This window comes from Kushneria sp. AK178 (assembly GCF_053903105.1).
In genome coordinates this window covers 1,564,883-1,589,862 of sequence record NZ_CP096381.1, presented here as the reverse complement: position 1 = coordinate 1,589,862, position 24,980 = coordinate 1,564,883, and the positions used below count along the sequence as shown (strand labels likewise).

Annotated in this window: 23 protein-coding genes; 4 read left to right on the top strand and 19 right to left on the bottom strand. The window is 64.0% G+C overall.

Features of this window, described 5'->3' with window-relative positions; translation table 11 throughout:
- Nucleotides 1-37 precede the first annotated feature (37 nt).
- From M1D97_RS07095 to M1D97_RS07080, 4 genes are all read right to left on the bottom strand, one after another.
- Nucleotides 38-1,357: an IS4 family transposase gene (locus M1D97_RS07095; RefSeq protein ID WP_456267629.1), complete on the bottom strand. Its 1,320-nt coding sequence runs from the start codon at nt 1,355-1,357 to the stop codon at nt 38-40.
- 130 nt (nt 1,358-1,487) lie between these two features.
- A complete protein-coding gene (locus M1D97_RS07090) occupies nt 1,488-1,982 on the bottom strand; it encodes an EF-hand domain-containing protein (protein WP_456270032.1) in 495 nt (164 codons plus the stop codon).
- Between the two features lie 132 nt (nt 1,983-2,114).
- Complete coding sequence (locus tag M1D97_RS07085; RefSeq protein ID WP_456270185.1) at nt 2,115-3,443, bottom strand: MATE family efflux transporter; 1,329 nt, start codon at nt 3,441-3,443, stop codon at nt 2,115-2,117.
- A gap of 153 nt (nt 3,444-3,596) precedes the next feature.
- A complete protein-coding gene (locus M1D97_RS07080; protein ID WP_456270031.1) occupies nt 3,597-4,067 on the bottom strand; it encodes a hypothetical protein in 471 nt (156 codons plus the stop codon).
- A 159-nt stretch (nt 4,068-4,226) separates the two neighbouring features.
- Here M1D97_RS07080 and M1D97_RS07075 point away from each other — a divergent pair, with 159 nt between their 5' ends.
- Complete coding sequence (locus M1D97_RS07075; protein WP_456270030.1) at nt 4,227-5,183, top strand: LysR substrate-binding domain-containing protein; 957 nt, start codon at nt 4,227-4,229, stop codon at nt 5,181-5,183.
- A 55-nt stretch (nt 5,184-5,238) separates the two neighbouring features.
- Here the strand turns inward: M1D97_RS07075 and M1D97_RS07070 are convergent, their stop codons facing one another.
- The 14 genes from M1D97_RS07070 to leuC all read right to left on the bottom strand — a co-directional run bounded on the left by M1D97_RS07070 (nt 5,239) and on the right by leuC (nt 20,446).
- Nucleotides 5,239-6,438, bottom strand: coding sequence for an O-succinylhomoserine sulfhydrylase (locus M1D97_RS07070; RefSeq protein WP_456270029.1), 1,200 nt, complete (start codon nt 6,436-6,438; stop codon nt 5,239-5,241).
- A 154-nt stretch (nt 6,439-6,592) separates the two neighbouring features.
- Nucleotides 6,593-8,110, bottom strand: coding sequence for an amidophosphoribosyltransferase (gene purF / locus M1D97_RS07065; protein ID WP_456270028.1), 1,518 nt, complete (start codon nt 8,108-8,110; stop codon nt 6,593-6,595).
- Between the two features lie 59 nt (nt 8,111-8,169).
- Nucleotides 8,170-8,724 (bottom strand): CvpA family protein, encoded by a 555-nt coding sequence (locus tag M1D97_RS07060; RefSeq protein WP_456270027.1) that lies wholly within the window; start codon nt 8,722-8,724, stop codon nt 8,170-8,172.
- Entirely contained in the window at nt 8,721-9,572 is an 852-nt protein-coding gene (locus M1D97_RS07055; RefSeq protein ID WP_456270026.1) for an SPOR domain-containing protein, read from the bottom strand. The genes M1D97_RS07060 and M1D97_RS07055 overlap by 4 nt, the downstream gene beginning before the upstream one ends.
- Before the next feature lie 15 nt (nt 9,573-9,587).
- Nucleotides 9,588-10,841: a bifunctional tetrahydrofolate synthase/dihydrofolate synthase gene (gene folC, locus M1D97_RS07050; RefSeq protein WP_456270025.1), complete on the bottom strand. Its 1,254-nt coding sequence runs from the start codon at nt 10,839-10,841 to the stop codon at nt 9,588-9,590.
- Nucleotides 10,842-10,846: 5 nt separating this feature from the next.
- Nucleotides 10,847-11,779 carry an acetyl-CoA carboxylase, carboxyltransferase subunit beta gene (accD, locus tag M1D97_RS07045; RefSeq protein WP_456270024.1) on the bottom strand — a complete coding sequence of 311 codons (933 nt, stop codon included), beginning with the start codon at nt 11,777-11,779 and terminating at the stop codon, nt 10,847-10,849.
- A 152-nt stretch (nt 11,780-11,931) separates the two neighbouring features.
- A complete protein-coding gene (locus M1D97_RS07040) occupies nt 11,932-12,564 on the bottom strand; it encodes a phosphoribosylanthranilate isomerase (protein WP_456270023.1) in 633 nt (210 codons plus the stop codon).
- Nucleotides 12,564-13,475 (bottom strand): tRNA pseudouridine(38-40) synthase TruA, encoded by a 912-nt coding sequence (gene truA, locus M1D97_RS07035; protein WP_456270022.1) that lies wholly within the window; start codon nt 13,473-13,475, stop codon nt 12,564-12,566. The genes M1D97_RS07040 and truA overlap by 1 nt, the downstream gene beginning before the upstream one ends.
- A gap of 75 nt (nt 13,476-13,550) precedes the next feature.
- Nucleotides 13,551-15,131 carry a type IV pilus assembly protein FimV gene (locus M1D97_RS07030; protein ID WP_456270021.1) on the bottom strand — a complete coding sequence of 527 codons (1,581 nt, stop codon included), beginning with the start codon at nt 15,129-15,131 and terminating at the stop codon, nt 13,551-13,553.
- A gap of 77 nt (nt 15,132-15,208) precedes the next feature.
- Entirely contained in the window at nt 15,209-16,324 is a 1,116-nt protein-coding gene (gene asd, locus M1D97_RS07025) for an aspartate-semialdehyde dehydrogenase (protein ID WP_456270020.1), read from the bottom strand.
- Between the two features lie 11 nt (nt 16,325-16,335).
- Complete coding sequence (locus M1D97_RS07020) at nt 16,336-16,923, bottom strand: GNAT family N-acetyltransferase (RefSeq protein WP_456270019.1); 588 nt, start codon at nt 16,921-16,923, stop codon at nt 16,336-16,338.
- A 173-nt stretch (nt 16,924-17,096) separates the two neighbouring features.
- On the bottom strand, nt 17,097-18,179 hold the full coding sequence (gene leuB / locus M1D97_RS07015) for a 3-isopropylmalate dehydrogenase (RefSeq protein WP_456270018.1): 1,083 nt from the start codon (nt 18,177-18,179) through the stop codon (nt 17,097-17,099).
- A 113-nt stretch (nt 18,180-18,292) separates the two neighbouring features.
- On the bottom strand, nt 18,293-18,955 hold the full coding sequence (gene leuD / locus M1D97_RS07010) for a 3-isopropylmalate dehydratase small subunit (protein WP_456270017.1): 663 nt from the start codon (nt 18,953-18,955) through the stop codon (nt 18,293-18,295).
- 33 nt (nt 18,956-18,988) lie between these two features.
- Nucleotides 18,989-20,446 carry a 3-isopropylmalate dehydratase large subunit gene (gene leuC, locus M1D97_RS07005; RefSeq protein WP_456270016.1) on the bottom strand — a complete coding sequence of 486 codons (1,458 nt, stop codon included), beginning with the start codon at nt 20,444-20,446 and terminating at the stop codon, nt 18,989-18,991.
- A 161-nt stretch (nt 20,447-20,607) separates the two neighbouring features.
- Between leuC and M1D97_RS07000 the strand changes: the two genes are divergently transcribed.
- Both M1D97_RS07000 and M1D97_RS06995 read left to right on the top strand, forming a co-directional pair.
- A complete protein-coding gene (locus M1D97_RS07000) occupies nt 20,608-21,495 on the top strand; it encodes a LysR family transcriptional regulator (protein ID WP_456270015.1) in 888 nt (295 codons plus the stop codon).
- A gap of 130 nt (nt 21,496-21,625) precedes the next feature.
- Nucleotides 21,626-22,591 carry a nucleoside-specific channel-forming protein Tsx gene (locus tag M1D97_RS06995; RefSeq protein WP_456270014.1) on the top strand — a complete coding sequence of 322 codons (966 nt, stop codon included), beginning with the start codon at nt 21,626-21,628 and terminating at the stop codon, nt 22,589-22,591.
- Nucleotides 22,592-22,669: 78 nt separating this feature from the next.
- Here M1D97_RS06995 and cysE read toward each other — a convergent pair whose 3' ends face one another.
- On the bottom strand, nt 22,670-23,500 hold the full coding sequence (gene cysE, locus M1D97_RS06990; RefSeq protein WP_456270013.1) for a serine O-acetyltransferase: 831 nt from the start codon (nt 23,498-23,500) through the stop codon (nt 22,670-22,672).
- Between the two features lie 219 nt (nt 23,501-23,719).
- Here cysE and M1D97_RS06985 point away from each other — a divergent pair, with 219 nt between their 5' ends.
- A complete protein-coding gene (locus tag M1D97_RS06985; protein WP_456270012.1) occupies nt 23,720-24,979 on the top strand; it encodes a hypothetical protein in 1,260 nt (419 codons plus the stop codon).
- The last annotated feature ends 1 nt before the right edge of the window (nt 24,980 follow it).

Here is a 24,980-nt window from a genome sequence, read left to right as displayed (position 1 = left end):
TGTCTTCAAAAAAAGCGAGCCCGAAGGCTAATGCCAGTCAGTTAGTGCTGACTGGCTTTTTCCTGACCGGATATTTCTGCGGTCGTGCCCGCACCGCTCGCGGGTACGATCTTTCTCGTCGATCGGGCAGTACAAAGGCCGGCGCCATCTCCGTGATCGACTGGACCACCGCCGGCACCCGACCCGACGATACCGCCGGCAGCATCGATAACTCCTTGATAATAAAGCTGGCCGCCTGGTGAAAGCTCAGCTGGTTGGGGTGAATGTTGTCCAGACTGTAAGCCATTCGCGCCATCTGAAAACGGATCAGGTTGTAGGCGAGCAGCGTGCCCCACAGCTCCTGACGCACCATCTCCGGTGTACGGCTGCGCAACGTAAGCCGATTGTCCAGCAGCGACTGCTTCATTTCCCGATATCCCAGCTCGATTTCCCAGCGGTAGCTGTAAAGATCCACGATGTCGGCGGCCGGAAAACGCATCGTTTCCGTCATCGAGGTCAATACCGCCACCTCCTTGCCCCGAACCTTGCGGCGCAGCAGGCGCGCCTCGAACGAGACCGGTAAATCCGGCCATTTGGCACGCGCCTGTGGCGAAGTGGTCAGCCGAACGAGACGGTCCTGGCGCCCCAGCGAGCGAATCTCCTCGTAGTGAGTTCCCTTGCGTAACGGAATCAGCCAGTGGCGCTGCTCGCCGGCCTGCTGCCAGGCATGCAAAAGGCCCAGTGAATAAAAGCCGCGGTCAAACAGCGTGAGCGAGTGATCCGGTGTGCCGGCGATCAGGTCTTCCGTCAGGGCCACTTCGCCGGTCGCGACACTGTCGAACGCGGCCCCCGTGATCAGGTGGCTGGTCACCTCCATCTGGCACACCATGCGTACCTGCGGGTAGCCGGCCTCACGCTGCGCATTACGCGTGCGCGCGAAGGCGGTCTGGTTGTCGGGAGAGTCCGGCGTTCGCCAGACCACGCCGTCCACGGCAAGCAGGCTGAGTCCGCACCAGTGAGGCTGAGGCGTTTGAGCATGCCACAGGGCCTGAGTCTGCTCGAAAACATGTCTGACTGCGTCACTACCCAGGCGCTGACGCGCCTGTACCACGGCGCTGGGGGCCACGAATGGACGCTTGCCCGGCAGGACGATATCAAGCTGGTTAACCACCTGCGCCATGGGGATATGGCGAAACAGGGCCATGCCGACAATCGACCAGACGACCAGATCCAGCGGCAGTCGCCGCTTGCGAAGGGTCGCCACGCCGGCCTGCTCCAGACAGGTGTCGATGAGCTCGGGGGAAAGGACGTCCGCCAAACTTGAAAAGCTGCCGGGCCTTACCCGGTTGATGGCATCGATGGCCTGACTGAAATGCATAAAAAAGTCCGGTATCAGCAAGTTACTGATACCGGACTATCGCATCGTCAGCCGGTGGGGGAAAACCTTAACTGACTGGCATTAAGCCCGAAGGCTCGCTTTTTTCATGCTCGTATCACGGCGACGTCACTCAGGGCGACACCGTCTTCTCATCAGAACTGTCGCTCGATGACGGCGCGTCCGGGTCAGCCGGCGGCGTGACGCCCCAAGCCGCCGCTGACGGGGTCGTCAATGTGGCCGGCGGTGTGGTTGCTTCCGGACGCCACTGCCGGGCCGGTGCTTCCGGCGGCAGACGCCAGGCGGGAGAGACCGTCGCCGGAGCGGAGGCACCGGATGCCTGCGCCGTGCGCTGTAGCTGACGCTGAATGGCGGTATCATCAAAGCGCTGGCGAAACTCCTGACGCGAAATCCGGCCGTCGCCGTCCTGATCCAGCATGTTCCAGTAGGGGCCAAGGCCCATGCGCTCGATTTCCAGCGCTTCGAGACCGTTGCCCGGATCGGCATTGGCCCGGTCAAAGACGCTATCGGCATCGGACAGACCAGCGCCGGCCAGGGATGAAGCACCGGCTCGGGCGCTATCACCCTCCCCGGCCGAGTGCGAGGCACAGCCTGTCATCATGAGCACAATAACAACGCCCGTCAGAGCGTTGCGGGGTCCCGCGGCCACTCCATGCATCCCTGTCTCCTTACCATCGGCCATCCCGGATTGCTAATACTATAAACGCAACATTGGCACTCTTCACGCTGGACACTCATGTCATGTGCCGGACACTGCGCCCTCCGGCTCGCGCCCCTTGTCTCCCAGCACGCGTCGATAGCTCCACCAGGCGAGCACGCCGGCCAGCACATTGCCCACGGCAGCGCCCATTCCCAGACCCATGAAGCCGCCCAGCCAGGTGCCCAGACTCAGGCAGGGCAGATAGCAGACAAAAAGACGCATGAAGGAAACCGTCACGGCACGACGCGGCCAGCCCAGCGCGTTGCATGCCGACACCACCAGCATGCAGATGCCCATGAAGGCGTAGCTGGGCAGCATGAACATCAGCAGTGTTGCCAGCATGCCGCGCACTTCATCGTTGCCGGCCAGCAGCCCCGCCAGCGGCATGGCCAGGGCACTCAGCAACAGCCCCAGCAGCAGCTGCCAGATCAGCACCACGCGCGCGGCCAGATTCATCAGCGCCCGGATTTCCTGCCAGCGCCCGGCCCCGAAGCTGCGCCCCAGCCAGGGCGGCAGGGACATGGTCAGCCCCAGCACCACCAGAATGACGAAGGTTTCCAGACGCGCGGCCAGCCCCCAGGCCGCCACGGCGGCCTCGCCGAGTCGCGCCACGATGCCGGTTGCCGCCAGCGCCGATACCGCCGGCAGCAACTGGGAGGCCATCGCCGGCAGAGCGATGCCCATAAAGCGGCCTAGGGACGCGCCGGCCTCCTGCTGCAGTCCTGTCCCGGACAGCCAGTCCCGTCGGGCAAGGCTTCGCGCCAGAATCACGAGTCCGATAACAAAGGCGATAAGCGTCGCCCAGGCGGCGCCCGCCAGCCCCCAGCCCTCGAAAGGGCCCACGCCAAAGATCAGAACAGGGTCCAAAGCGAGATTGAGAAGGCTGGTCAGCACCATCATGCGCCCGGGCAGACGCGTCTCCCCGTGGGCGCGAAACAGGCTGTAGCCCAGATACAGCAGCGCGCCAATCCAGCTGGCCAGCAGCCACGGCCCCCAGTACTGATGGATCAGTACCAGTGTTTCCTCGCTGGCGCCCAGCAGACGAAAGATGATCGACTCCAGAAGCCAGAGCACCAGTAACAACAGCAGCATCGCGGCGCTACCGCCCAGCAGCACCAGACTGCCCAGCCGCCGGGCACGGGCCTGTTCATCGGCGCCGAGCGCACGCGATATCAAAGCCGCGATGGCAATGCCGAAACCGACCTGCACGCCGATGATGACCGTGGCCACCGGAAAGGTGAATGATTGCGCCGCCAGCGGTTGCGTGCCCAGCCGGGCAATGAAAATACTATCGATCAGATTGAAGCCCAGAAGCGCCATGACGCCCATGGCCATGGGCAGCGTCTGACGCCAGAGGGTTTTACCCATTTCTCGGGTTTGGGGCGATGCCACAGCACCTCCAGAGTGGATGGGGTGAAAGTCAATGCGGCGCGCAGTCTAACCTTATGCACAAAAAAAAGCAGGCAAAGCCTGCTTTTGAATCATCATTTGCCAGCAAAGCTTCATCTTCACGCCCCGGGGTTACAGCGACGTGAGAATCTCGTAGCTGCTGTCCGAGCTCGAGCGGCTCTGGGTCGTTTTGCCATCCACCACCAGGGTGTACTGCCCTGCGGCCAGGGTGCTGTCGATGTTGAAATTGCCCTGCGCATCGCTGGCGCTGCTGGCCACAACATGACCCTGCTGATCGAGCACCATGGCATTGAGGCGATAGGCGGCGTTATGCGCATCCGCCGGCTGGCGACTGGCAAGCTGAATCCGGCCGCCGTCTTCCACATTGAACTGAAAGCGATGCGGTGCCCCCTGAGCGGCATAGTAGGTTCCGGTCAGCCCATCGACAGCGTTAACGCTCGCATGCGACAGCGTGCTGGTATCGCTGTTCAGGGCAGCGCCGTTGTTGGCCTTCATGAACTCGCCTTCAACGGTGGAGGCCATGCCCTGTTGCGCCATCAGCGTGGTCAGCGACAGTGCGGCGATCAAAAGTGTGCGTGTCATGTCATGTCCCTTTTCAGTGTGGTATATCTCGGAGCTGCCGCCGGCAGCGCCCGTATCGATAGGTATATTTTCCACCTGAAAAGCATCCTGATCGATGCATCCTATAACAACTTTGTGTTGTGCCAGGCGCAACAGTCACGTCAGGAGCCCGCCGCCGCCATGGACCTGTCCAGTCGCCTTTTACTCCTTGCCGAGGTCGTTGACGCCGGCAGCTTCACGCGCGCGGCCGATCTTCGCCATGTCGACCGCTCGGTCATCTCGCGACAGATCCGGCAGCTGGAAAAAGCGCTCGAAGTGCGGCTTTTCAACCGCTCGACCCGGGTGGTGCATCTCACGGATGCCGGCCGGGAGATCTATCAGCGCGCCCTGCGCCTGCGCAGCGCCCTCGAGGATGCCCGCCACGTGGCAGAGGCCTATCAGAAGGCGCCGCGGGGCGTATTGCGCATCAATGCGCCGACGGATTTCGGCAGACGTTACGTGGCACCGGCTGCCGGGCTGTTCATGAGGCGCTTTCAGGAGATTCACGTTGAGCTGCAGCTCGACAACGCCTACGTCGATGTCATCGCCGGCGGCTATGATCTGGTGATTCGTATCAGCGAGCCGCAGGACTCCTCCCTGATCGCTCGACCGCTGGCCCGCAACCATCAGGTCATCTGCGCCAGTCCCGAATTCATCCAGACACACGGCCTGCCCGAAAGCGTCGAGGAGCTGCTGTTACTGCCGGCGACGGCCTATTCACGTGATGACCTGTCGCTGGACTATCTCCGCTACTACAACGAAAACAACCATATTGTCCGCGGCGCCCTGAACCCCCGCTTTCGCACCAATGACCCCGAGGTCATGGTCAGGGCCATGCTGGTGGGGCTCTGCTATGGCGTCATGCCGGCCTTCATGCTGGAAGACGCCTTCCGGGACGGCAGGCTGTTTCCGATCTTGCCCGAGCTGCGTCTGGCGCCGAGTCCCGATATCTACATGGTCTATCCGCACCGGGAGTTCATGACGCTCAAGACCCAGCGCTTTATCGAGTGCCTGCAGGAAGTGGTGGGAGAGCCGCCGGTCTGGGAGCGCAGCATGCCGAACATCGGCATGCTGCAGCCCCCTGACCCGATGGCCTGAGCAGGCGCATCAGGGCGTCAGCGATATTCTGAAGCCCTGATGACGGCGTGCCGGTTTACAGCGCATCCAGCCCGCGGGCCAGATCCCGCTTGAGGTCTTCGAGATGCTCAAGGCCCACCGCAATACGAATCAGCCCTTGCGTGATCCCCGCCGTGGCACGCTGCTCATCGCTGAGGCGACCGTGCGTGGTGGTGGCCGGATGGGTAATGGTGGTCTTGAGATCGCCCAGGTTGCCGGTAATCGACACAAGCTGTGTGGCATCGATCACCGACCAGGCGCCGTCACGGCCCCCTTTCACCTCCACGCCCAGCACGGCGCCGAAACCGCTTTGCTGACGCGCGGCCAGATCATGCTGCGGATGAGACGCCAGGCCGCTGTAGAACACCCTTTCCACGCCGGGATGCGCCTCGAACCACTGCGCCAGTGCCAGGGTGTTGTCGCAGTGCGCGCGCATGCGAAGGCCCAGCGTCTCCAGCCCCTTGGTGAAAATCCAGGCATTGAAGGGGCTCATGCTGGGGCCGCAGGTACGCACCACGCCGTGCACTTCCCTGACCAGATCGCTACGGCCGGCCACGGCGCCGCCGATGGCACGCCCCTGCCCGTCCAGATACTTGGTAGCCGAGTGAATGACCAGATCCGCACCATGCTCGATCGGCCGCAGCAGTGCCGGCGTGCAGAAGCAGTTGTCGATGGCAAGCCAGGCGCCATGCTCATGGGCGATATCGGCCAGCGCGCGAATATCGGCAATCTCTGACAGGGGGTTGGACGGCGTCTCGGCAAAGAGCAGCTTCGTGCGCGACGTCATGGCCGCCTTCCAGCTGTCCAGATCGGAAAGCTCGACGAAATGGGTGACCACGCCGAGCTTGCCAAAGTATTTTGTCAGCAGACTGACCGTGGAGCCGAACAGCGCCCTGGAGGCGACAATCTCGTCACCGGCTTCCAGAAGCCCGAGCACGGTCGACATGATCGCCGCCATGCCGGAAGACGTCGCCACACAGGCATCCGCCCCTTCCATCGCGGCCAGACGCGCTTCAAAGGTCTGCACGCTGGGGTTGGTAAAGCGCGAATAGACATTGCCCGCCTCTTCGCCGGAAAACTTGGCGGCTGCCTCGGCCGCACTCTCGTAGACAAAGCTCGAGGTGGGAAAGATCGGCTCGCTGTGCTCCTGCTCGTGGGTACGCTGATGGCCGGCACGAATGGCCAGCGTATCCGGATGCAGACTGTCGCTGTCGCCCCGGGTGTCTTTCTCGAACATGGTGGCTTCCTTGGATGGTCGAGGGCCGCTGTCTCCGCCGCAGGGTACGGATCAGTGTCGGCCCCGGTCGTCATGAACAAAATGACCGGGCGTATGGCCCGGTCACTTGATGAATCCCCTTCGGCGAGGTTTTACCCTGCCGCGCGCCGGGACGTCAGTCAACTTCCTCGATATCGTTGTGCAGGTCCACCTGCGCGTGGCCGCCACTGGACTGCTGCTTGGCGGCATCGCTGCGGGCGATCTCGAGCCGGGCCAGATAGTCCGGATCGATATCGCCGGTCACGTAGCGCCCGTCAAAGACCGAGCAGTCAAACTCCTCGAGGTCAGGGTTGACCTCCCTGACCGCCGTCTTGAGATCGTCGAGATCCTGATAGACCAGCCGGTCGGCCCCGATCAGTTCGGCCACGTCTTCTGTCGTGCGCTCGAAGGCGATCAGCTCCATGGCCACCGGCATGTCGATACCGTAAACGTTGGGATAGCGTACCGCCGGTGCTGCCGAGGCAAAATAGACATTTTTTGCCCCCGCCTCGCGCGCCATCTGAATGATCTCGTTGCAGGTGGTGCCGCGAACGATGGAGTCATCCACCAGCAGTACGTTCTTGCCGGCAAACTCGATATCGATGGCATTGAGCTTTTGCCGCACCGACTTCTGGCGCTGGGTCTGCCCCGGCATGATAAAGGTCCGCCCGATATAGCGGTTTTTCATGAAGCCTTCGCGATACGCCACGTTGAGATGCAGCGCCAGCTCCAGCGCCGCCGTACGGCTGGTATCCGGAATGGGGATCACGACATCGATATCGTGATCGGCCCAGTCGCGCTTGATCTTCTCGGCCAGCTTTTGCCCCATGCGCATGCGCGTGGCGTACACATTGGCGCCATCAATGATCGAATCCGGACGCGACAGATAGACGTACTCGAAGATGCAGGGCGCCAGCCGGGTCCTTTCAGCGCACTGCTGCGTGTGCATGGTGCGCGCCATGTCGATGTAGAGCGCCTCGCCCGGGGCCAGGTCGCGGATCAGTTCAAAGCCTGCCACATCCAGCGCAACCGATTCGGAGGCAATCATGTACTCCGGGCCTTCCGGTGTATCGCGCTGACCAAACACTACCGGGCGGATGCCGTGAGGGTCGCGAAAGGCCACCAGCCCCTTGCCATTGATGATCGACACCGCCGCGTAGCCGCCCTTGCAGCGGCGATGCACCCGTCGAACGGCATCGAAGATATCCTCGGCTTCCAGATGGTGCCCCTGCTTGCCCAGCTCATGGGCAAAGACGTTGAGCAGCACCTCGGAGTCCGAGCTGGTATTGATGTGGCGCAGGTCGGTGTTGAACAGCTCCGCGACAAGCTGTTCGGAGTTGGTGAGGTTGCCGTTGTGTACCAGCGCAATGCCGTAGGGAGAGTTGACGTAGAAGGGCTGGGACTCCGACTCGCTGGCGGAACCGGCCGTTGGATAGCGCACATGGCCGATGCCGATATTGCCCTTGAGTCGCTGCATGTGACGCGTATGAAAGACGTCGCGCACCAGACCGTTGCTCTTGCGCAGCAAAAAGCGTCCGTCATCCCAGGTCATCATGCCGGCAGCATCCTGCCCCCGGTGCTGCTGCACCGTCAGCGCATCATAGACTGCCTGGTTTACCATCGAGTTGGCCATCAGGCCCACGATACCGCACATGCGTTACATCCTCGCTGTCGGTGGTTGCCGGCCGGCTGCCGGCCGTACTGATCGCTTGATCATTGCGACACCTGCCCGGGCAGGTGCTGTTGCAGTTCACGAGCGCGCTGCGATGCTTCGTCCATGAGAAACTGATCCCTGTCGAGCTGCTGATACTGGCGAATGGCCATATCACGCCCCTGCTCGACCCAGGGGAGAAAGGTGGATTGCCGCCAGTCCCTTGACTGGCTCAACGGGGTCAACCCGACCACGGCCACGATCAGAATGAGCACGAAACCGCCCCGCAACAGACCGAAGGCGGCCCCCATGAGGCGATTGAAAAAGCCCATTCCGGCCCATTCGATCATGGCATGCAACAGCCTGATCACCATGTTGGCCAGCAACAGCACGACAAATACCACCAGTACAAAGCCGATCACCAATCGAATCTGTTGGCTGTCGATATAGTCGGCCAGAAGACCGGCCGCCGGCTGCGCCAGCGCCCGGGCGGCCAGCAGCGCGGCAATCCACGCTGCCAGCCCCAGCCCTTCGCGGATGAAGCCGCGGGCAAACCCCGACATGACGGAAAGGCCCAGGATGATCACAAAGGCCCAGTCGACCCAGGTCCAGCTCACTGACCACCTTCACGCCGCACGATCAGCCCCTTGATATTGGCCTTCTCCTGCAGTTCGGCGCGGGCTCGCTCGCTCTCCTCGGTGGAGCCGTAGGGACCGACATAGACCGTGTTGAGCTCACCGCGCGGCTGCTTGTAGGCGTCAAAGCCCTGCGACCTGAGCTGCTTGATCAGGCGATCGGCATTTTCCGGCTGGCCGAAGCTGCCCGCCTGTACGGCCCAGCCACTGCTGCCGGAAGGCTGTGAGGCGCTGGCGCTGTTGCGATTGGCCGCGGCCATGATCGGATCCCCCGAGGAGTCATCGCTGCGCGCCGGTGCCTGCTGCTGTGTGCCGGCGCTGCTGCTCTCCCGGGAAGGGGCTGACGCCCTGCTGCTGCTCGAGGAGGCGGTGCTGCCGGAAGAAGACGCCGCACCGCTGCCGCTCGAGGAGGCAACACCATTACCGCCCGAGGACACAGCGCCGTTGCCGCCCGAAGACGCAGCGCCGCTGTCGGGACGTGCTGTTCCGGCGTCGGGCGCACCGGTTTGTGGTGCCGACGGCTCGCTGCGCGTGGGGGGCTGCGTCGCAGTCGATTCACGCTCACGATCCGGGAACAGCTGATTGCTCTGGCTGGCCTGACCGGACGAGTTGCCGGCGTCAACGGCGCTGCCTTCATCATCGGGCAGCGGCGACTGCGGCTCGGCCACATCACGCTGTGACATGTCGATGGGCTGCTCGATGATCACGGAGGACTCGTCGGCGTTGTCCTCGTCATCGCTTGAGCCGCCAAACAGAATGGGCAGCAGGATAAGGGCCAGTGCCACGATAATGACGATACCGCTGATGCGCTCACGCATGCCGTATTTCATGCGACTCTCTCCTTGTTACGCGGTTTCCTCGCCCCTTTCGAGCCGGGCCAGTGCTTCTGCCACGGTAAAAAAGGAGCCGCAGACCAGTACGTCATCATGTTGTGAATGTTGTTCAAGCCAGTCGATGCCCGCGGCCGGGCTATCGGCCACGTCGATGACCTGTCCGCCACGGGCCCGGATGATCTCTGCCAGCGTCCGTGCCTGACGCGCTCGCGCGCCCGACAGCGTCACCGGCAGCCAGTCATCCACGACCGGCCAGAGGGCCTCGATCACGCCCTCGGCGTCCTTGTCACCGAGCATGCCCAGAAGCGCCACCCGTCGCGTTGCCGTCCCCTGCGCCAGCTGCGCGGCCACGTAGGTCGCGGCATGCGGGTTATGGGCCACATCCAGGCAGTAACGGCCGATGCGCTGCATGCGACCGACCAGGCGGATACCGGCAAACGCCTGTGCCAGCCGTGCCGGCTCGAGCGGCACGCCGAGGGCCTCGAGTGCCGTCAGCGCGCTGGCGGCGTTGTCCAGCGGCAGCCCCGGGTCGGGCAGCGAGACGGCCTCGCCGGTCGGGCGCTGCCACTGCCAGTGGCCGCTGTCATCGCGCTGCCAGTCAAACGCCCGGCCCAGCGTGAAACAGCGGGATACCGGCAGGGAGTTGGCATGTTCTGCCACGCTGGCGACCATGTCGCGACTGCCCAGTACGGCGGGACGCCCGGCGCGCAGGATGCCGGCCTTTTCGGCACCGATCTTCTCGATATCGGTGCCCAGAAAATCGGCATGATCGAGCGCCACGCTGGTCACGATGCCGACATCGGCATCGATGATATTGGTGGCATCCAGCTTCCCGCCCAGCCCGACTTCCAGAATGGCCATGTCCGGGGCGCGATCACGAATGATGACCAGTGCGGCCAGCGTGCCCATTTCGAAGTAAGTCAACCCGGTGTCCTGACGCACGGCCTCGATACGCTCGAAGGCATCGATCAGCGCCTCGTCGCTGACCTCTGCCCCGTCCAGATGCAGCCGCTCGTTGTAGCGCAGCAGATGCGGCGAGGTATAGGTGGCCGTGCTCAGACCATGCGCCTGCGCCACGGCCTCGATCATTGCCACGGTCGAGCCCTTGCCGTTGGTGCCGGCCACGGTCACCACCTGCCGGGCGATGGGACCGGACAGCAGCCCCAGACGCTCGGCCACGGTGTTAATGCGCTCAAGGCCCAGGTCGATGGCGACCGGGTGCAGCCTTTCCAGATGGGCCAGCCACTGTGTCAATGTGCGGGACATGGTGATCAGCGGGCGGTCCCGGCGCTGTAGGGCGCGCCATCATTGCCTTCCACATCCTCCAGCATGGTGACGGCCGGCTCCGAGGGGCGATCGGTCAGCGTGCGCAGGATACGCCCCAGGCGGGTGCGCATCTCGCTGCGATGGATGATCATGTCGACCGTGCCGTGCTCCAGCAGGAACTCGCTGCGCTGAAAGCCCTCGGGGAGCTTTTCGCGCACGGTCTGCTCGATAACGCGCGGCCCGGCAAAGCCGATCAGGGCATTGGGTTCGGCCACGTTGAGATCCCCCAGCATCGCCAGTGACGCCGAGACGCCGCCAAAGACCGGATCGGTAAGCACCGAAATATAGGGGATGCCGGCACCGCTGAGGCGCTCCAGCGCCGCCGAGGTCTTGGCCATCTGCATCAGCGAAAACAGCGCTTCCTGCATGCGCGCGCCACCGGAGGCGGCAAAGCAGACCAGCGGGCGCTTCTCTTCCCGGGCAATGGTCGCGGCGCGTACGAACTTCTCGCCGACCACGCTGCCCATGGAACCGCCCATGAACTCGAATTCGAACGCCACGGCCACCACCGGCAGCCCGTCGAGCGTGCCCTTCATGACGACCAGGGCATCCTTCTCTTCGGTGGCCTTCTGCGCGCCGGCGAGGCGATCCTTGTACTTCTTGGAATCGCGAAACCTGAGTCGATCCACCGGCTCGAGCTGAGCCGCGACCTCTTCGCGGCCGTCACTGTCCAGAAACCAGGAGAGACGGCGCCGCGCATTCAGGCGCAGGTGGTGATCACATTTGGGGCAGACATTGTGATGCCGCTCAAGCTCGGGCCGATAAAGAACCGCCTCACAATTGGGACATTTACGCCACAGGCCGTCGGGGATGTTGTTGCGACGATCGGTACGGGCAGTACGCCCCATTGAAGGAACAATCTTGTCGAGCCAGCTCATCGAAAAAGGGCTTCCATATCGTTGATGGTCAGTCTTTTGAATGGGCGCGCCGTCAAAAGCACAGGGCGCATGCCCCCATTATCAATCATCGGCGGTAGCGAGGGCCAGCCCGGCGTGTCTCTTCACGCCGGCCCTGCCACTGCCTGGCGGTCTCAGGAGGTCGGGGCGGCGCCACCGGCGCCCTGTATTCGACCAATGAAGCGTCTGATCAGGTCAGGGTCCTTGCAGCCGGCGTCGGCTTCCACACCGCCGGAGACGTCGACGCCGAACGGCGCCGCCTGATGGATCGCATCGGCAATGTTATCCGGCGTCAGGCCACCAGCCAGAACGATCGGCAGCGCCGGGTCCCGGGGCACGCGCGACCAGTCAAAGGTCTCCCCGGTACCGCCCGGCACGCCCGGCCGATAGGCATCAAGAAGCAGACCGCGCGAGCGATGATAGCGTTCGGCCTGTTGATACAGGTCGATATCATCGCGCATGCGCAGCGCCTTGATCCAGCTCATGCCGTAAAGCTCACAGGCCTCGGGCGGTTCGTTGCCGTGAAACTGCAGCATGTCGAGCCAGGGGGCGCAGTTGGCCACGAGATCGGGGGCCTGATCCACAAACAGCCCCACCCGGGTCACGAAGGGCGGCACCCGAGCGGCCAGCCGCTCGAGCCGGGCCATCGTCAGGGCCCGCTTGCTGCCGGGCCACATGACAAATCCCAGCGCATCGGCACCGGCGGCCACGGCGGCATCGACATCCGCTTCACGGGTCAATCCACAGATCTTGATTCGGGTTCGCATTACAAGTGTCCTGGCGGTTCACCGCGATAGACCGGGCGCTGATAGCTCGAGACAGGCAGCGTACGCGCGCCGGTCCACTCGCCGCTGAAGTAAAGCTCTGCCGGCCCCAGCGGTTCGGCCGGCAGCTCAAAGCGTGGATCATAGTACACATCCACGAAATGCAGCCCCTGCGCCGGCGCCGTCGCCTCGGCAACCGTGCGATCCCGGCCGTTCAGAATGTCATGAGCGAGGGAGATATCGCGGCGTCCGTCACCAACGGTGAGCAGCACGCCGACGATATTGCGCACCATGTGATGCAAAAAGGCATTGGCCTGAATATCGACGACCACCAGCGGTCCCGCCCGGGTGACTTCAACAAAGTGGACATGGCGCCAGGGGGTGCTGGACTGACAGCCGGCGGCACGATAGCCGGAAAAGTCATGCTCACCGACCAGCGCCTGCGCCGCGTCGTGCATGCGCCTGTCATCCAGCGGCGCGCGGTGCCAGGTCATGTGCTCGGCATCCAGCGCCGGCGGTACGGGCTGATTGAGAATCACGTAGCGATAGCGGCGCGCCAGGCTTGAAAAGCGGGCGTGAAAGTCATGCGGCATGACGCGCGCCCAGCGCACCGACATGTCGCGCGGCAGATGAACGTTGGTGCCCATGACCCAGGCCTTGAGCGTTCGGGCGCTGGTCGTATCAAAATGCACGACCTGACGGGTGGCGTGAACGCCGCTGTCGGTACGGCCGCTGCACATGACCTCGATGGGGGATTGCGCAATGCGCGACAGCGCCTTTTCGAGAGCGGCCTGAAGGGAGGGGCCATGACTCAGGCGCTGCCAGCCCTGATAGGCCGTACCACGGTACTCGAGCCCCAGCGCAATACGGCCGCTGACGCGTTCGGTTTCATCCAGTCGTGTAAACAGGGACATGTGACTCGGTAATGCAGGGACAGCCGGCCGGAAAAAGCATGTATCCTCCGGCCGGCCGCCCTCATGTAAGGAGTTTCAGGATCGCCCGCCCTGCCTCTCTCGGGTGTGGTAGGTGGGGCGCTCGCCATCGGGGCGCTCATTATCCGCATTGGCGCCCTCGAACGCCACCTCTTCCAGCGCCCACTCCCCGGGGTATCCGGCTGTCGCCCCGGCGTGCGCCGCCGCGCCCGTCCCGCTCACGCTGGCGGTGCCGGCGCCCGGGACGGCCTCGATGACCTCATCCTGCTCCGCGGAGGCCTGCAGCGACCACGCCGGGGCCAGGGACGGCGTCCCGGCAGCAGGCGGCGAAGCCCCACCCTGCGACGAATCATCATGGCGCTCGGCGCTGTCATGGGCAGCTTCCAGCGCGGCCAGCGCCCGCATCAGCTGAACGTCATCGGGATACTGCTCAAGCCCCTCCCGCAGCATGGTAATGGCATGGTCACGCCGGCCATATTGGTGAAACACCTCGGCTTCGCTGCAGATCGCCTCGATCTGGGCGCGATGTGCTGCCCACGCCTCATCCTGCCCGGCATCGGCCCTCCCTGTCTCCCGGCCGTCGCCCTCGCTCTCGCGGCCAGACGCCGCCGGCGAAGCAGCCGCGCCCTCCCCGGCCTGCGAAAGCTCCGCGGCGCTGACCAGTCGATAGCGCCCCTGCCGCCAGCGGCGCACTCCTGCCCAGCCCCCTGCCGCCAGCAGTAACAGCGCCGCCAGCGCCCAGGTCCAGACGAAGCCGGCGTCGCGACCGGTCGCCGCGGGCTCGGGCAGCGGGGTCACGGCCGTCTCTCGGGGCGAGACAGCCTGTTGCGGCGTCTCCTCCGGGGCAGCCGACCCGGGCGCGGAGACACCGGCCGTGAGCGCATCCTGATCCAGGCGATCCAGCCGGGTTTCCAGCGCCTGCTGGCGCGACGCCAGCGCCTCGACCGCCCCGGTATCCATCGGACTGCGATCCACGGAAGACTGCGCCCGGACGGTTTCGAGATCCGCCATCAGCGACGCCTGTGCCTGATGACTGGCGCGCAGCTGCTGCTCCAGACGGTCAAGCCGGCCTTCCAGCGCAGCGATGCGCGCCGCGTCCACTGTGGCTGCCGGCGCCTCGCCTCGCTGGCGCTCGGCGGCCGGTTCACGCGCGTTCCCTGTCGCCTCCGCGCGGTGGCGCGCCCCCGGCGCAGACGATGGCGCCGCCGTGGCCATCTCCTCCCCGGCTGTGGCCCCGCTCGAGGGCAGCAGGGTCAGCTGCGGCGTCAGCTCCCCCTGTGGCCAGCGAAGCGTGAGCACCACATCCAGCCAGGGTGTCGCGAGCGGTCGACTGCCGCGAACGTCCAGATAGAGATCACCGGGGCGGCCATCGACGGCCAGTCGCAGGGTATCGGTATCGGCACTCCGGTCGATCTCCATGGCCTGCCAGCGCGCGTTGTCCGCGAGGCTGACCCGGATGTCGTCGGCGCGCAGATCTCCGGTATCCAGCAGCGCCACGCGCGCCTTCAGGGGTTCATTGAAACCGGACATGACCTGCGGCGTGGCAAGCCCCAGGGCATGGGCCATCATCGGCGATGACAGGAGTAACGCGGTCAACAGCGCGCTTTTTAAACGCAGGCGACAGGGCCGGTCGGCCATCGGCATGCTCCACAGCAGAGATATAAAAAAGGCGCCTCGATGAGGCGCCCCTGTCATGCATAACGATGGCGAGTGCGTCAGTGGCGCTCCACCAGCAGGGCCAGCATGCGCCGCAGCGGTTCCGCCGCGCCCCACAGCAGCTGATCCCCGACCGTGAAGGCGGACAGATACTCTCCGCCCATGGCCATCTTGCGCAGACGGCCTACCGGCACATCCAGCGTGCCGGTCACGGCCGCCGGCGTCAGGCGCGCCAGGGTGGCCTCCTTGTCGTTGGGCACCACGCTGACCCAGTCGTTATGACGTGCAATTCGATCCTCGATCTCGTCTATCGGCACATCACGTGTCAACTTGATCGTGAAGGCCTGCGCATGGGAGCGCATCGAGCCGATGCGAACGCAGAGACCATCGACCGGAATCTCGTTGGCGGCCAGGCCGAGAATCTTGTTGCTCTCGGCGCCGCCCTTCCACTCTTCCTTGCTCTGGCCGTTGTCCATCTTCCTGTCGATCCAGGGCAGCAGGCTGCCGCCCAGCGGCGCCCCGAACTGATCGACGGGGAAATCACTGCCGCGCATGGTCTCGATGACCCGGCGATCGATATCCAGAATTGCCGAGGTCGGGTCATCGAGCTCGGCGCGGGCCGCATTGCCCACCATCGCCATCTGGTTGAGCAGCTCGCGCATGTTCTGCGCACCGGCACCGGAGGCCGCCTGATAACTCATGGAGGTCATCCACTCGACAAGACCGGCCTCATACAGGCCGCCCAGCCCCATCAGCATCAGGCTGACCGTGCAGTTGCCGCCGGCGAAAGTCTTATAGCCTTCCTCCAGCCGCTGATCGATGACGTGGCGATTGACCGGGTCCAGCACGATGACCGTGTCATCCGCCATGCGCAGGGTGCTGGCCGCATCGATCCAGTACCCCTGCCAGCCGGTATCGCGCAGCTTCGAATACACCTCGCTGGTGTAATCGCCCCCCTGACAGGTGATGATCACGTCCAGCTCGGCCAGCGCCTGAATGTCGAAGGCATCCTTGAGCGGCGGCACATCGACACCCACGTCAGGCCCGGGCTTGCCCGCCTGAGAGGTGGTGAAAAAGACCGGCTCGATCTGCTTGAAACCGTCCTCTTCCAGCATGCGCTGCAGCAGCACGGAGCCCACCATTCCGCGCCAGCCGACAAATCCGGTTCTCAACATCTCGTATTCCCCTATTGTGATAAATGATTGGAGGGCGTCGCATCACACTTGCCCTGTGCCTCGAGTTCCCGCACAAGCCGCGGATGCAGACGCGCCATTTCAAGACTGTCCAGATAGCGGCCGTGGCCAAAGGCCATCCCGCGGCTGAGCCCCTCGCGCACGAAACCGTGGCGCTCGTAAAGTTCGATGGCCCTTTGATTGTGGCTGTACACGCCAAGGCTCAGTCGCGTCACGTTGAGCCAGTCATCCGCCAGCTCGATGGCTGCCTTCAGGAGCTGACTACCGATCCCCTGACCGGCGTAGTCGGGATGTACGGACAGCCCCAGCGTGCGCACATGCGCCACCCGGGGCGAATCGCTGATCGGATGGAGGCCGATCAGCCCCAGCGCTCTTTCCGGCTGCTGCGGATCGCAGGCGCACAAAAACACATGACGCCCTGTTTCCCCCTGTTCCAGGAAGGTGCGCCAGCGTTCGATGCCGGTCCAGGGCAGCTGCATGGTGCAGGGATAGACCTCGTCACGATTGAAGATGTCGGCGACCGCTTCGGCGTCGCTGACCGCGGCGCGGCGAATATGCCAGCGACCCTGTGATGACGGCATGGGCACTCCTGGGTGTCGGGGGCGATACCCTTCAGTCTACCCGGGCGCTCATCGAGGGCGCCACCCGAGCGCCATCCCGTGTCGACGCAATGAAAACGAGCGCGCGCCGCCGGGCGCACTACCGTATGAGAGCGCCATGACACACGGCGCCATGGCACAGCCCGGCCGGGGTTTCAGCTCGTTATCAGGGCCGCGAGCACGGCGTCGCCCATCTCCTCGGTGGTGACCTGACGGGTGCCCTCATAGGCGATGTCTGCCGTGCGCAGATTCTGATCCAGCACCGTACCCACGGCGCGCTCGATGCGATCGGCCATGTCGGGCGCGCCCAGGGAGTAGCGCAGCATCATGGCCACCGACAGGATGGTCGCCAGCGGATTGGCCAGTCCCTGACCGGCGATGTCCGGGGCGCTGCCGTGGCAGGGTTCGAACATGCCCTGCCCGCGCTCGTTGAGCGAGGCCGACGGCAGCATGCCGATCGAGCCGGTCAGCATGGCCGCGGCGTCAGAGAGGATGTCGCCGAACATGTTGCCGGTGACGATGACGTCGAACTGCTTCGGCGCGCGCACCAGCTGCATGGCGGCGTTGTCGACGTACATGTGCGACAGCTCGACATCCGGATACTCCGGCGCCAGCTCGTTCATGATGTCGCGCCACAGGATGGTCACTTCCAGCACGTTGGCCTTGTCGACGCTGCAGAGTTTCTTGCCCCGCTTTTGCGCCATCTCGAACGCCACTCGCCCGATGCGGCGAATCTCGTGCTCGTCATAGATGTAGGTGTTGTAGCCGTAGCGCGTGCCGTCCTCGCGGGTGTCGCGCCCACGGGGCTGGCCGAAGTAGATACCGCCGGTCAGCTCGCGCACGATCATGATATCCAGACCTGACACCACCGCCGGCTTGAGGCTCGAGGCCTCCACCAGCTGCGGATATAAAAGCGCCGGCCGCAGGTTGCCAAAGAGGTTCAGCTCCTTGCGCAGGGCCAGCAGCCCCTTTTCAGGGCGCTTGCTGATATCAGGCATGGTGTCCCACTTCGGACCGCCCACGGCACCGAGCAGAATGGCATCGGCTGACTTCGCCTTCTCCAGCGTCTCGGGCGCCAGCGGTACGCCGGAGCGGTCGATTTCGGCGCCGCCGACCGGCGCCTCCTCGATATCGATATCAAGGCCTGCCTCACGGCAGGCGTCCAGTACGCGGCGCGCCTGGCGGGTAATTTCGGGGCCGATGCCGTCACCCGGCAGTACAAGAATACGTTGTGTCATGAACCATGATCTCGTTGACGTCATCCCCGACCGGGCATGCCGCTTTTGTAACGTAGGAAACATCAGGGGTGTCGACGCGCCGCCGACACCCGGGTACTTGTCAGGCCATCATTTCAGGCCTGATTGGCCGCTTCACCGCGAAACAGCCACGGCTGCGCCGCGCGATGACGCGCTTCGAACTCGCGAATGGCCTCAGAGTTATCGGTCAGCGTCAGGCCGATATCGTCCAGCCCGTTTTCGAGGCAGTACTTGCGAAACAGGTCCACTTCGAAGTCGATCGCTTCACCGTCCGGCGTGGTGATGGTCTGACCAACCAGATCAACGTCCAGACGATAGCCCGGCGTCTGTTCAACGGCCTCGAACAGGCGATCCACCGTGGCCTCATCGAGCTGAATCAGCAGCAGCCCGTTCTTGAAGGCGTTATTGAAGAAGATATCGGCAAAGCTCGGCGCGATGATGACGCGAAAGCCGAAGTCTTCCAGCGCCCAGGGCGCATGTTCGCGCGAGCTGCCACAGCCGAAGTTCTTGCGCGCCAGTAAAACGCTGGCTCCTTCATAGCGCGGCTGGTTAAGCACAAACTCCGGATTGATGGGCCGCTTCGAGCAGTCCTGCCCCGGATAGCCCTCGTCGAGATAGCGCAGCTCATCGAACAGGTTGGGGCCGAAGCCGGTACGCTTGATCGACTTGAGAAACTGCTTGGGGATGATCAGGTCGGTGTCGACGTTGGCACGATCCAGCGGCGCGACCAGACCCTTTTGACGGACAAAGGCTTTCATGGTGATTTCCCTGACAATGGCATGAATGGGCGCTTAGAGCCCGGCGGCGCGCCGGCTCGGCACGGGCGTATCCACGAACTCGCGAACATCGACGAAGTGGCCGGCAATCGCGGCGGCAGCAGCCATTGCCGGGCTGACCAGATGCGTGCGCCCACCATAGCCCTGACGGCCTTCGAAGTTGCGATTCGAGGTCGAGGCGCAGTGTTCGCCGGCGCCCAGCTTGTCGGCATTCATGGCCAGACACATTGAACAGCCCGCTTCGCGCCATTCAAATCCGGCCTCAACAAACACCTGATCCAGCCCTTCCTGCTCGGCCTGGCGCTTCACCAGCCCGGAGCCCGGTACGACCATCGCCTGCTTGAGGCTGCCGGCGACCTGACGGCCCCTGACCACGGCTGCCGCGGCGCGCAGATCCTCGATGCGCGCGTTGGTGCACGAGCCGATAAAGACGCGATCCAGCCGGATGTCGGTCATCTTCTGGCCGGCCTGCAGTCCCATGTACTCCAGCGCCCGGGTAATGCCGCGACGCGTGGTGTCATCCGCGGCCTGCGCCGGGTCGGGTACGCTGCCGTGGATGCCCACGACCATTTCGGGGCTGGTGCCCCAGCTGACCTGCGGCTCGATGGCGGCGGCGTCGAGCGTGACGATCTTGTCGAAGGCCGCATCGTCATCGGAGACCAGCGAGCGCCAGCTTTCCACCGCGGCGTCCCACTGCTCGGCGGTCGGCGCAAACGGACGGCCCTTCACGTAGTCGATGGTGGTCTGGTCGACCGCCACCAGGCCCACGCGGGCGCCCGCCTCGATCGCCATGTTGCAGATTGTCATGCGACCTTCCATGGAGAGATCGCGAATGGCGCTGCCGGCGAATTCGATGGCATAACCGGTGCCGCCGGCGGTGCCGATCTCACCGATGATGGCCAGCACGATGTCCTTGGCGGTGACGTGAGGGCCCAGCTGCCCCTCGACGCGCACCTGCATGTTCTTCATCTTGCGCTGGATCAGGCACTGGGTCGCCAGCACGTGCTCGACCTCGGACGTGCCGATGCCGTGGGCCAGCGCGCCGAAGGCGCCATGGGTCGCCGTATGCGAATCGCCGCAGACCACGGTCATGCCCGGCAGCGTCGCGCCCTGCTCGGGGCCGATGATGTGCACGATGCCCTGGCGCACGTCATTGATGCCGAAGGTCTCGATGCCAAAGCTGGTGGTGTTGTCATCCAGCGTCTGGACCTGAATGCGCGAGACGTTGTCCTCGATGCCCTCGATACCGGCGCTGCGCTCCTTCAGGGAGGTCGGCACGTTGTGATCGGCGGTGGCGATGTTGGCATCGATGCGCCAGGGGCGACGGTTGGCCAGACGCAGCCCTTCAAAGGCCTGCGGCGAGGTCACCTCATGCAGCAGATGGCGATCGATGTAGATCAGTGAGGTGCCGTCATCGCGGCTGGATACCAGATGCGATGCCCAGAGCTTGTCGTAAAGCGTCTGTCCTGCCATGTCGTCTCTCCTTGCGCTCGGGGCGCGTTTACGGTCCAGAGTGCTCGGGCGCGCTTGTTGTGCCATGGGCCCCTCCACACCTGTCTGGCGCCTACACTACGCCGCGATATACCATGAAAGCAATTCATCCTATTCATGGCTCCCATTCCGGGGAGGAATCAATGGACACCGAGAGCCTGCGCGCCTTTGTGGCGGTAGCCGAGTGTGAATCGTTTTCGCTGGCCGCCGACGAGATTCACCTCACCCAGTCCGCGGTCAGCAAGCGTATTGCCACCCTGGAGGCGCAGATCGATGCGCGGCTCTTTGATCGCATCGGTCGACGCATCGGTCTGACCGAAGCGGGCCGTACGCTGCTGCCCCGCGCCCGCCGGATCCTGGGGCTTTTCGAGGACACCCAGCGGGCCCTGACCAATCTGAGCGGCACGGTGCGCGGTCAGCTGAGCCTGGCGACCAGCCACCATATCGGGCTGCATCGACTTCCCCCTGTGCTGCGACGCTACACTCGGCGCTGGCCGGATGTGCGGCTGGACATGCGCTTCATGGATTCCGAGCAGGCCTATCAGGGGGTGCTGGACGGGTCGCTGGAGCTGGCGCTGGCCACGCTTGCCCCGCAGACGGCAGCGCCGCTGGTGGCCACGCCGCTGTGGGTCGACAGGCTCTGCTTTGTCTGCGCCCCGGATCATGCGCTGGCCCGTGAGTCGGCCCTGACACTGTCCCGGCTCAGCGAGGTCGAGGCCGTTCTGCCCGGCGAGCAGACCTTTACCCGCGCGATGGTGGTCGACACCTTTGCCCATGAGGGACTCGACGTGAACGTGGCCATGTCCACCAACTTTCTGGAAACGCTCAAGATGATGGTCAGCATTGGCCTTGGCTGGAGCGTTCTGCCCGAGACCCTGCTCGATGACAGTGTCCATCGCCTTGCGATCGATCACCCGCCGATCGAGCGGCCGCTGGGCTATCTCTTTCATGAAAACCGCACGCTCTCCAACGCCGCACGCGCCATGATCGATCTGCTCGAAGCGTCCCGACAGCCCCCCGATAGCATCTGAGGTTCAACGGAAAACCGGGCGGGAGTTGCATCGCGACGCCCGGCGTGGTGCCATCGCAGCTGACAGGCAAGCCTGCCGAACACAACGATAACCCGACCAATAACAACACCACGTTTTGCAAGGAACGATCATGTCCAATCCTACCAGCATGCCCACCACATGCCGGGCAAACCCGTGCGCGCCCCGCGCCCTGCTTTTCACCGCCCTGCTGCTGCCCCTGTCGGCCCACGCCGATGAACAGCGCGCCACGGACCCGGCCGCCTCGGGTGAAACCGCCAGCTACGAAACGACCGAGGATGCCCCACGCAGCGCCTATCTGTCGGACTGGTACAACCAGAACGTCACCGTCATCGGCAGCAAGGATATTCGCTTCGGTCCGCAAAGAATCGACGACATCTATCTCGAGTACGAGTTTTTCGGCCGCAAGGGACCGCTGGATCTCTACGGCTATATCGACATGCCCAAGTTCTTCGGCATCGGCAACGCCGCCGACAGCGGCATTTTCGACAACGGCTCGCCGATCTTTGCCGAGATCAAGCCGCGACTGTCGCTCAACGACCTGAGCGGGCGCGACCTGAGCCTGGGGCCCATCAGCGAATGGTATCTGGCCGCCAACTGGATCTATGACTGGGGCCACAACAGCGACAACCGTCAGAACACGCTTTATACCGGTCTGGGCAGCGACATCGACACCGGCACGGCACTGGATGTCTCGTTCAACTTCTATGGCAAGTATCAGTGGGAGAACTACGGCGCCGACAACGAAAACAGCTGGGACGGCTATCGCGCGCAGCTCGAATACAGCTACCCGCTGGCCAGCTTCGATAACGGCGCCAGCCTCTTCTATGCCGGCTTTACCAACTATGACTTCGGTTCGGACCTTGGCGACGACAATCCGACCCGCACCAATGAATCAGTGGTGGCCACCAACGCCTTTGTCTACTCGTTTACGCACCTGCGCTTCATGGCCGTGGCCCGCTATTTCCATAACGGCGGTCAGTGGAACGACGGCAGCACGCTGAACTTCGGCGACGGTGACTTCCGCGTTCGCAGCACCGGCTGGGGCTACTACTTCGGCGTCGGCTGGCAGTTCTGAGCCGATCCGATGGACAAAAAAACAGCAGGGGCCGGTCATGTGACCGGCCCCTGCTGTTTTTTTGTCCTTGACGCCCTGTCAGCTGCCCTGCTGATACCACTGAGCACTGGAAACGTGCTGAAAGCTGCCGTGCTCCATGGTGACCGACGGGCTCGGACAGCGCGGCCGACCGGCCTGACGTGCCGGAATCCCGACTACCGTCGTATGATCCGCCACGCGGTCCAGCACCACGCTGCCGGCCCCGATCTGAGCGCCATGACCGATCTCGATATTGCCCAGCACAGTGGCGCCGGCACCAATCAGCACGCCGCTGCGCACCCTGGGATGACGATCGCCGCTCTCCTTGCCGGTGCCGCCGAGCGTGACGCCCTGCATGATCGAGACGTTATCGCCGATCTCGGCGGTCTCACCGATGACGATGCCCGTGCCATGATCCAGCATGACCCCATGACCGACCCGGCAGGCCGGATGAATATCGATGCCGAAAGCGCGCGTGCTGCGGTCATGAATGGCCCGGGCCAGCATGTACCGGCCGTCACACCACAGGGCATGGGCCAGCCGATGGGCCTGCAGCGCCTGAAATCCCTTGAGATAGAGCAGCACGGGCAGGTAGTCGCTGCTGGCGGCGTCGCGCTCGATGACTGCCGTCATGTCGCGTGCGGCCGTATCGACCAGTGCCGGGTGCGCCTGATAGATCTCCCGCAGACAGGGCATCAGGGCATCGATCGACAGCGCCCTGTCGGCCAGTGCGGTGGCCATGACAGTCGTCAGACAGTCTTCAAGACAGGAATGGGACACCACACAGGTCTCGAGCATCGCCGCCAGCAGGGGTTCAGCCCGTGCGGCAGTCAGCGCTTCCTGACGCAGCCGGGCGAATACCCCGGCCTGTCCATCGATCTCTTGCAACATGTCATGTCTCATTGAAGATGTAGTATCCACTGGGGGCATGCCTCCACTCTCCCATCCTGGGGGCTGTCGACGGCGAACATGGTAACCCGGTGTAACTTTTTGTGCCTTGATCGTTTGCACCGACGCGCGTTTCAACACAATAACATGATGAAAGCGCTTTCCTGCGCCAGGCTCGGACGTTGATACCGGCCTCTTCCCTTTCAGACAATGACGGATCCCATGTCAACCGATACCAGCAGCCACGACCCGCACACCTCGCGCGATGCGTCAGGGCGTCACGAACACGAGGCTTCCATCACGCTGACAGTCGGTCTGGTACCGGCCCCCGAGCTGCCCGCGCAGCTGGTGTCACTGATCATCGATGAGCTGGAGTCGTTTCTTTCAAGCGATGTCGATGACACCTGCCAATGGCAGCTGGACAGCGTGACCGACCCGCTGATCGGCGCCGAGGACAACACCCGCGATATCCTGTCCAAGGCCCGGGAACTGAGCGAGTCGCGGCGCTGGGACTACATCATCTGCATCACCGATCTGCCCATTTTTCGTGACCGGCAGCTGGTGGTGGCGGAAGTCTGCGAGGCCCGGGGCGTGGCCATCATTTCACAGCCGGCGCTGGGCGCCTCGCCCCTGCGTCGCCGGCTGATCGAATCCACGGTCCAGCTGGTCAGCGATCTGCATCACGGCAGCTCCGAGGCCGAGCGTGACCGCCAGCAGCAGCGCCACGACAGCAGGCGTCGGGGGTTGCGGGACTGGTGGCGTCATCACAATGCCCGCGATCTGATGGGCCTGCGCCTCTCCGAGCGGATAGCGCCCATCAAGCGGGTCAACGTGGACGATGACGAGCAGGATATCGATGTGCGCTTTGTGGCCGCCCGGCGACTGCCGGGGGCCTGCAAGCTGCTGGGCGGTATGGTCCGGGCCAACCGCCCCTGGACCATTTTCCCCACCTTTCGAAAGATCATCGCCGTGGCCTTTGCCACCGGTGCCTACGGACTGATCTTTCCGACCCTGTGGCGCCTGAGTGATGCCTACGAGCCGTGGCGGTTTGCGGCCCTCATGGCAGCCGCCATGATGGCCATGGTGGGCTGGATCATTCTTGACCACGGCCTCTGGGAGCCACAGCGTCATCCGCAGGCCTTCCCCATGGCCCGCCTCTATAACTTCACCACCCTGATTACCCTGAGCATGGGCGTGGTGTTTTATTACGCATCATTGCTGGCCCTGTTTCTGGGCGCAGTGGCGCTGTTTGTGCCCTCGAGCCTGTTGCAGACCGTGCTGGAACACGACATCGCCCTTGTCGATTATCTGTCGCTGGCCTGGCTGGCCACGTCGGTTGCCACTGTTGCCGGTGCGCTGGGCGCCGGCCTTGAAAGCGACGAGACGGTACGCGCGGCCACCTATGGCTATCGGCAAAAGGCCCGCCAGAAGCGGGCCCGCGAGCTTGCCGACAAGGCAGGGAAATCATCGGAGCAGCCGTAGC

Excerpts from the sequence above, each read along its gene's own strand:
- M1D97_RS07095 (WP_456267629.1), bottom strand. The coding sequence starts at position 1,357 with ATGCATTTCAGTCAGGCCATCGATGCCATCAACCGGGTAAGGCCCGGC.
- M1D97_RS07085 (WP_456270185.1), bottom strand. The coding sequence starts at position 3,443 with ATGGGTAAAACCCTCTGGCGTCAGACGCTGCCCATGGCCATGGGCGTC.
- M1D97_RS07080 (WP_456270031.1), bottom strand. The coding sequence starts at position 4,067 with ATGACACGCACACTTTTGATCGCCGCACTGTCGCTGACCACGCTGATG.
- M1D97_RS07075 (WP_456270030.1), top strand. The coding sequence starts at position 4,227 with ATGGACCTGTCCAGTCGCCTTTTACTCCTTGCCGAGGTCGTTGACGCC.
- M1D97_RS07070 (WP_456270029.1), bottom strand. The coding sequence starts at position 6,438 with ATGTTCGAGAAAGACACCCGGGGCGACAGCGACAGTCTGCATCCGGAT.
- purF (WP_456270028.1), bottom strand. The coding sequence starts at position 8,110 with ATGTGCGGTATCGTGGGCCTGATGGCCAACTCGATGGTAAACCAGGCA.
- M1D97_RS07055 (WP_456270026.1), bottom strand. The coding sequence starts at position 9,572 with ATGAAATACGGCATGCGTGAGCGCATCAGCGGTATCGTCATTATCGTG.
- folC (WP_456270025.1), bottom strand. The coding sequence starts at position 10,841 with ATGTCCCGCACATTGACACAGTGGCTGGCCCATCTGGAAAGGCTGCAC.
- accD (WP_456270024.1), bottom strand. The coding sequence starts at position 11,779 with ATGAGCTGGCTCGACAAGATTGTTCCTTCAATGGGGCGTACTGCCCGT.
- M1D97_RS07040 (WP_456270023.1), bottom strand. The coding sequence starts at position 12,564 with ATGCGAACCCGAATCAAGATCTGTGGATTGACCCGTGAAGCGGATGTC.
- truA (WP_456270022.1), bottom strand. The coding sequence starts at position 13,475 with ATGTCCCTGTTTACACGACTGGATGAAACCGAACGCGTCAGCGGCCGT.
- M1D97_RS07030 (WP_456270021.1), bottom strand. The coding sequence starts at position 15,131 with ATGGCCGACCGGCCCTGTCGCCTGCGTTTAAAAAGCGCGCTGTTGACC.
- asd (WP_456270020.1), bottom strand. The coding sequence starts at position 16,324 with ATGTTGAGAACCGGATTTGTCGGCTGGCGCGGAATGGTGGGCTCCGTG.
- M1D97_RS07020 (WP_456270019.1), bottom strand. The coding sequence starts at position 16,923 with ATGCCGTCATCACAGGGTCGCTGGCATATTCGCCGCGCCGCGGTCAGC.
- leuB (WP_456270018.1), bottom strand. The coding sequence starts at position 18,179 with ATGACACAACGTATTCTTGTACTGCCGGGTGACGGCATCGGCCCCGAA.
- leuD (WP_456270017.1), bottom strand. The coding sequence starts at position 18,955 with ATGAAAGCCTTTGTCCGTCAAAAGGGTCTGGTCGCGCCGCTGGATCGT.
- leuC (WP_456270016.1), bottom strand. The coding sequence starts at position 20,446 with ATGGCAGGACAGACGCTTTACGACAAGCTCTGGGCATCGCATCTGGTA.
- M1D97_RS07000 (WP_456270015.1), top strand. The coding sequence starts at position 20,608 with ATGGACACCGAGAGCCTGCGCGCCTTTGTGGCGGTAGCCGAGTGTGAA.
- M1D97_RS06995 (WP_456270014.1), top strand. The coding sequence starts at position 21,626 with ATGTCCAATCCTACCAGCATGCCCACCACATGCCGGGCAAACCCGTGC.
- cysE (WP_456270013.1), bottom strand. The coding sequence starts at position 23,500 with ATGTTGCAAGAGATCGATGGACAGGCCGGGGTATTCGCCCGGCTGCGT.
- M1D97_RS06985 (WP_456270012.1), top strand. The coding sequence starts at position 23,720 with ATGTCAACCGATACCAGCAGCCACGACCCGCACACCTCGCGCGATGCG.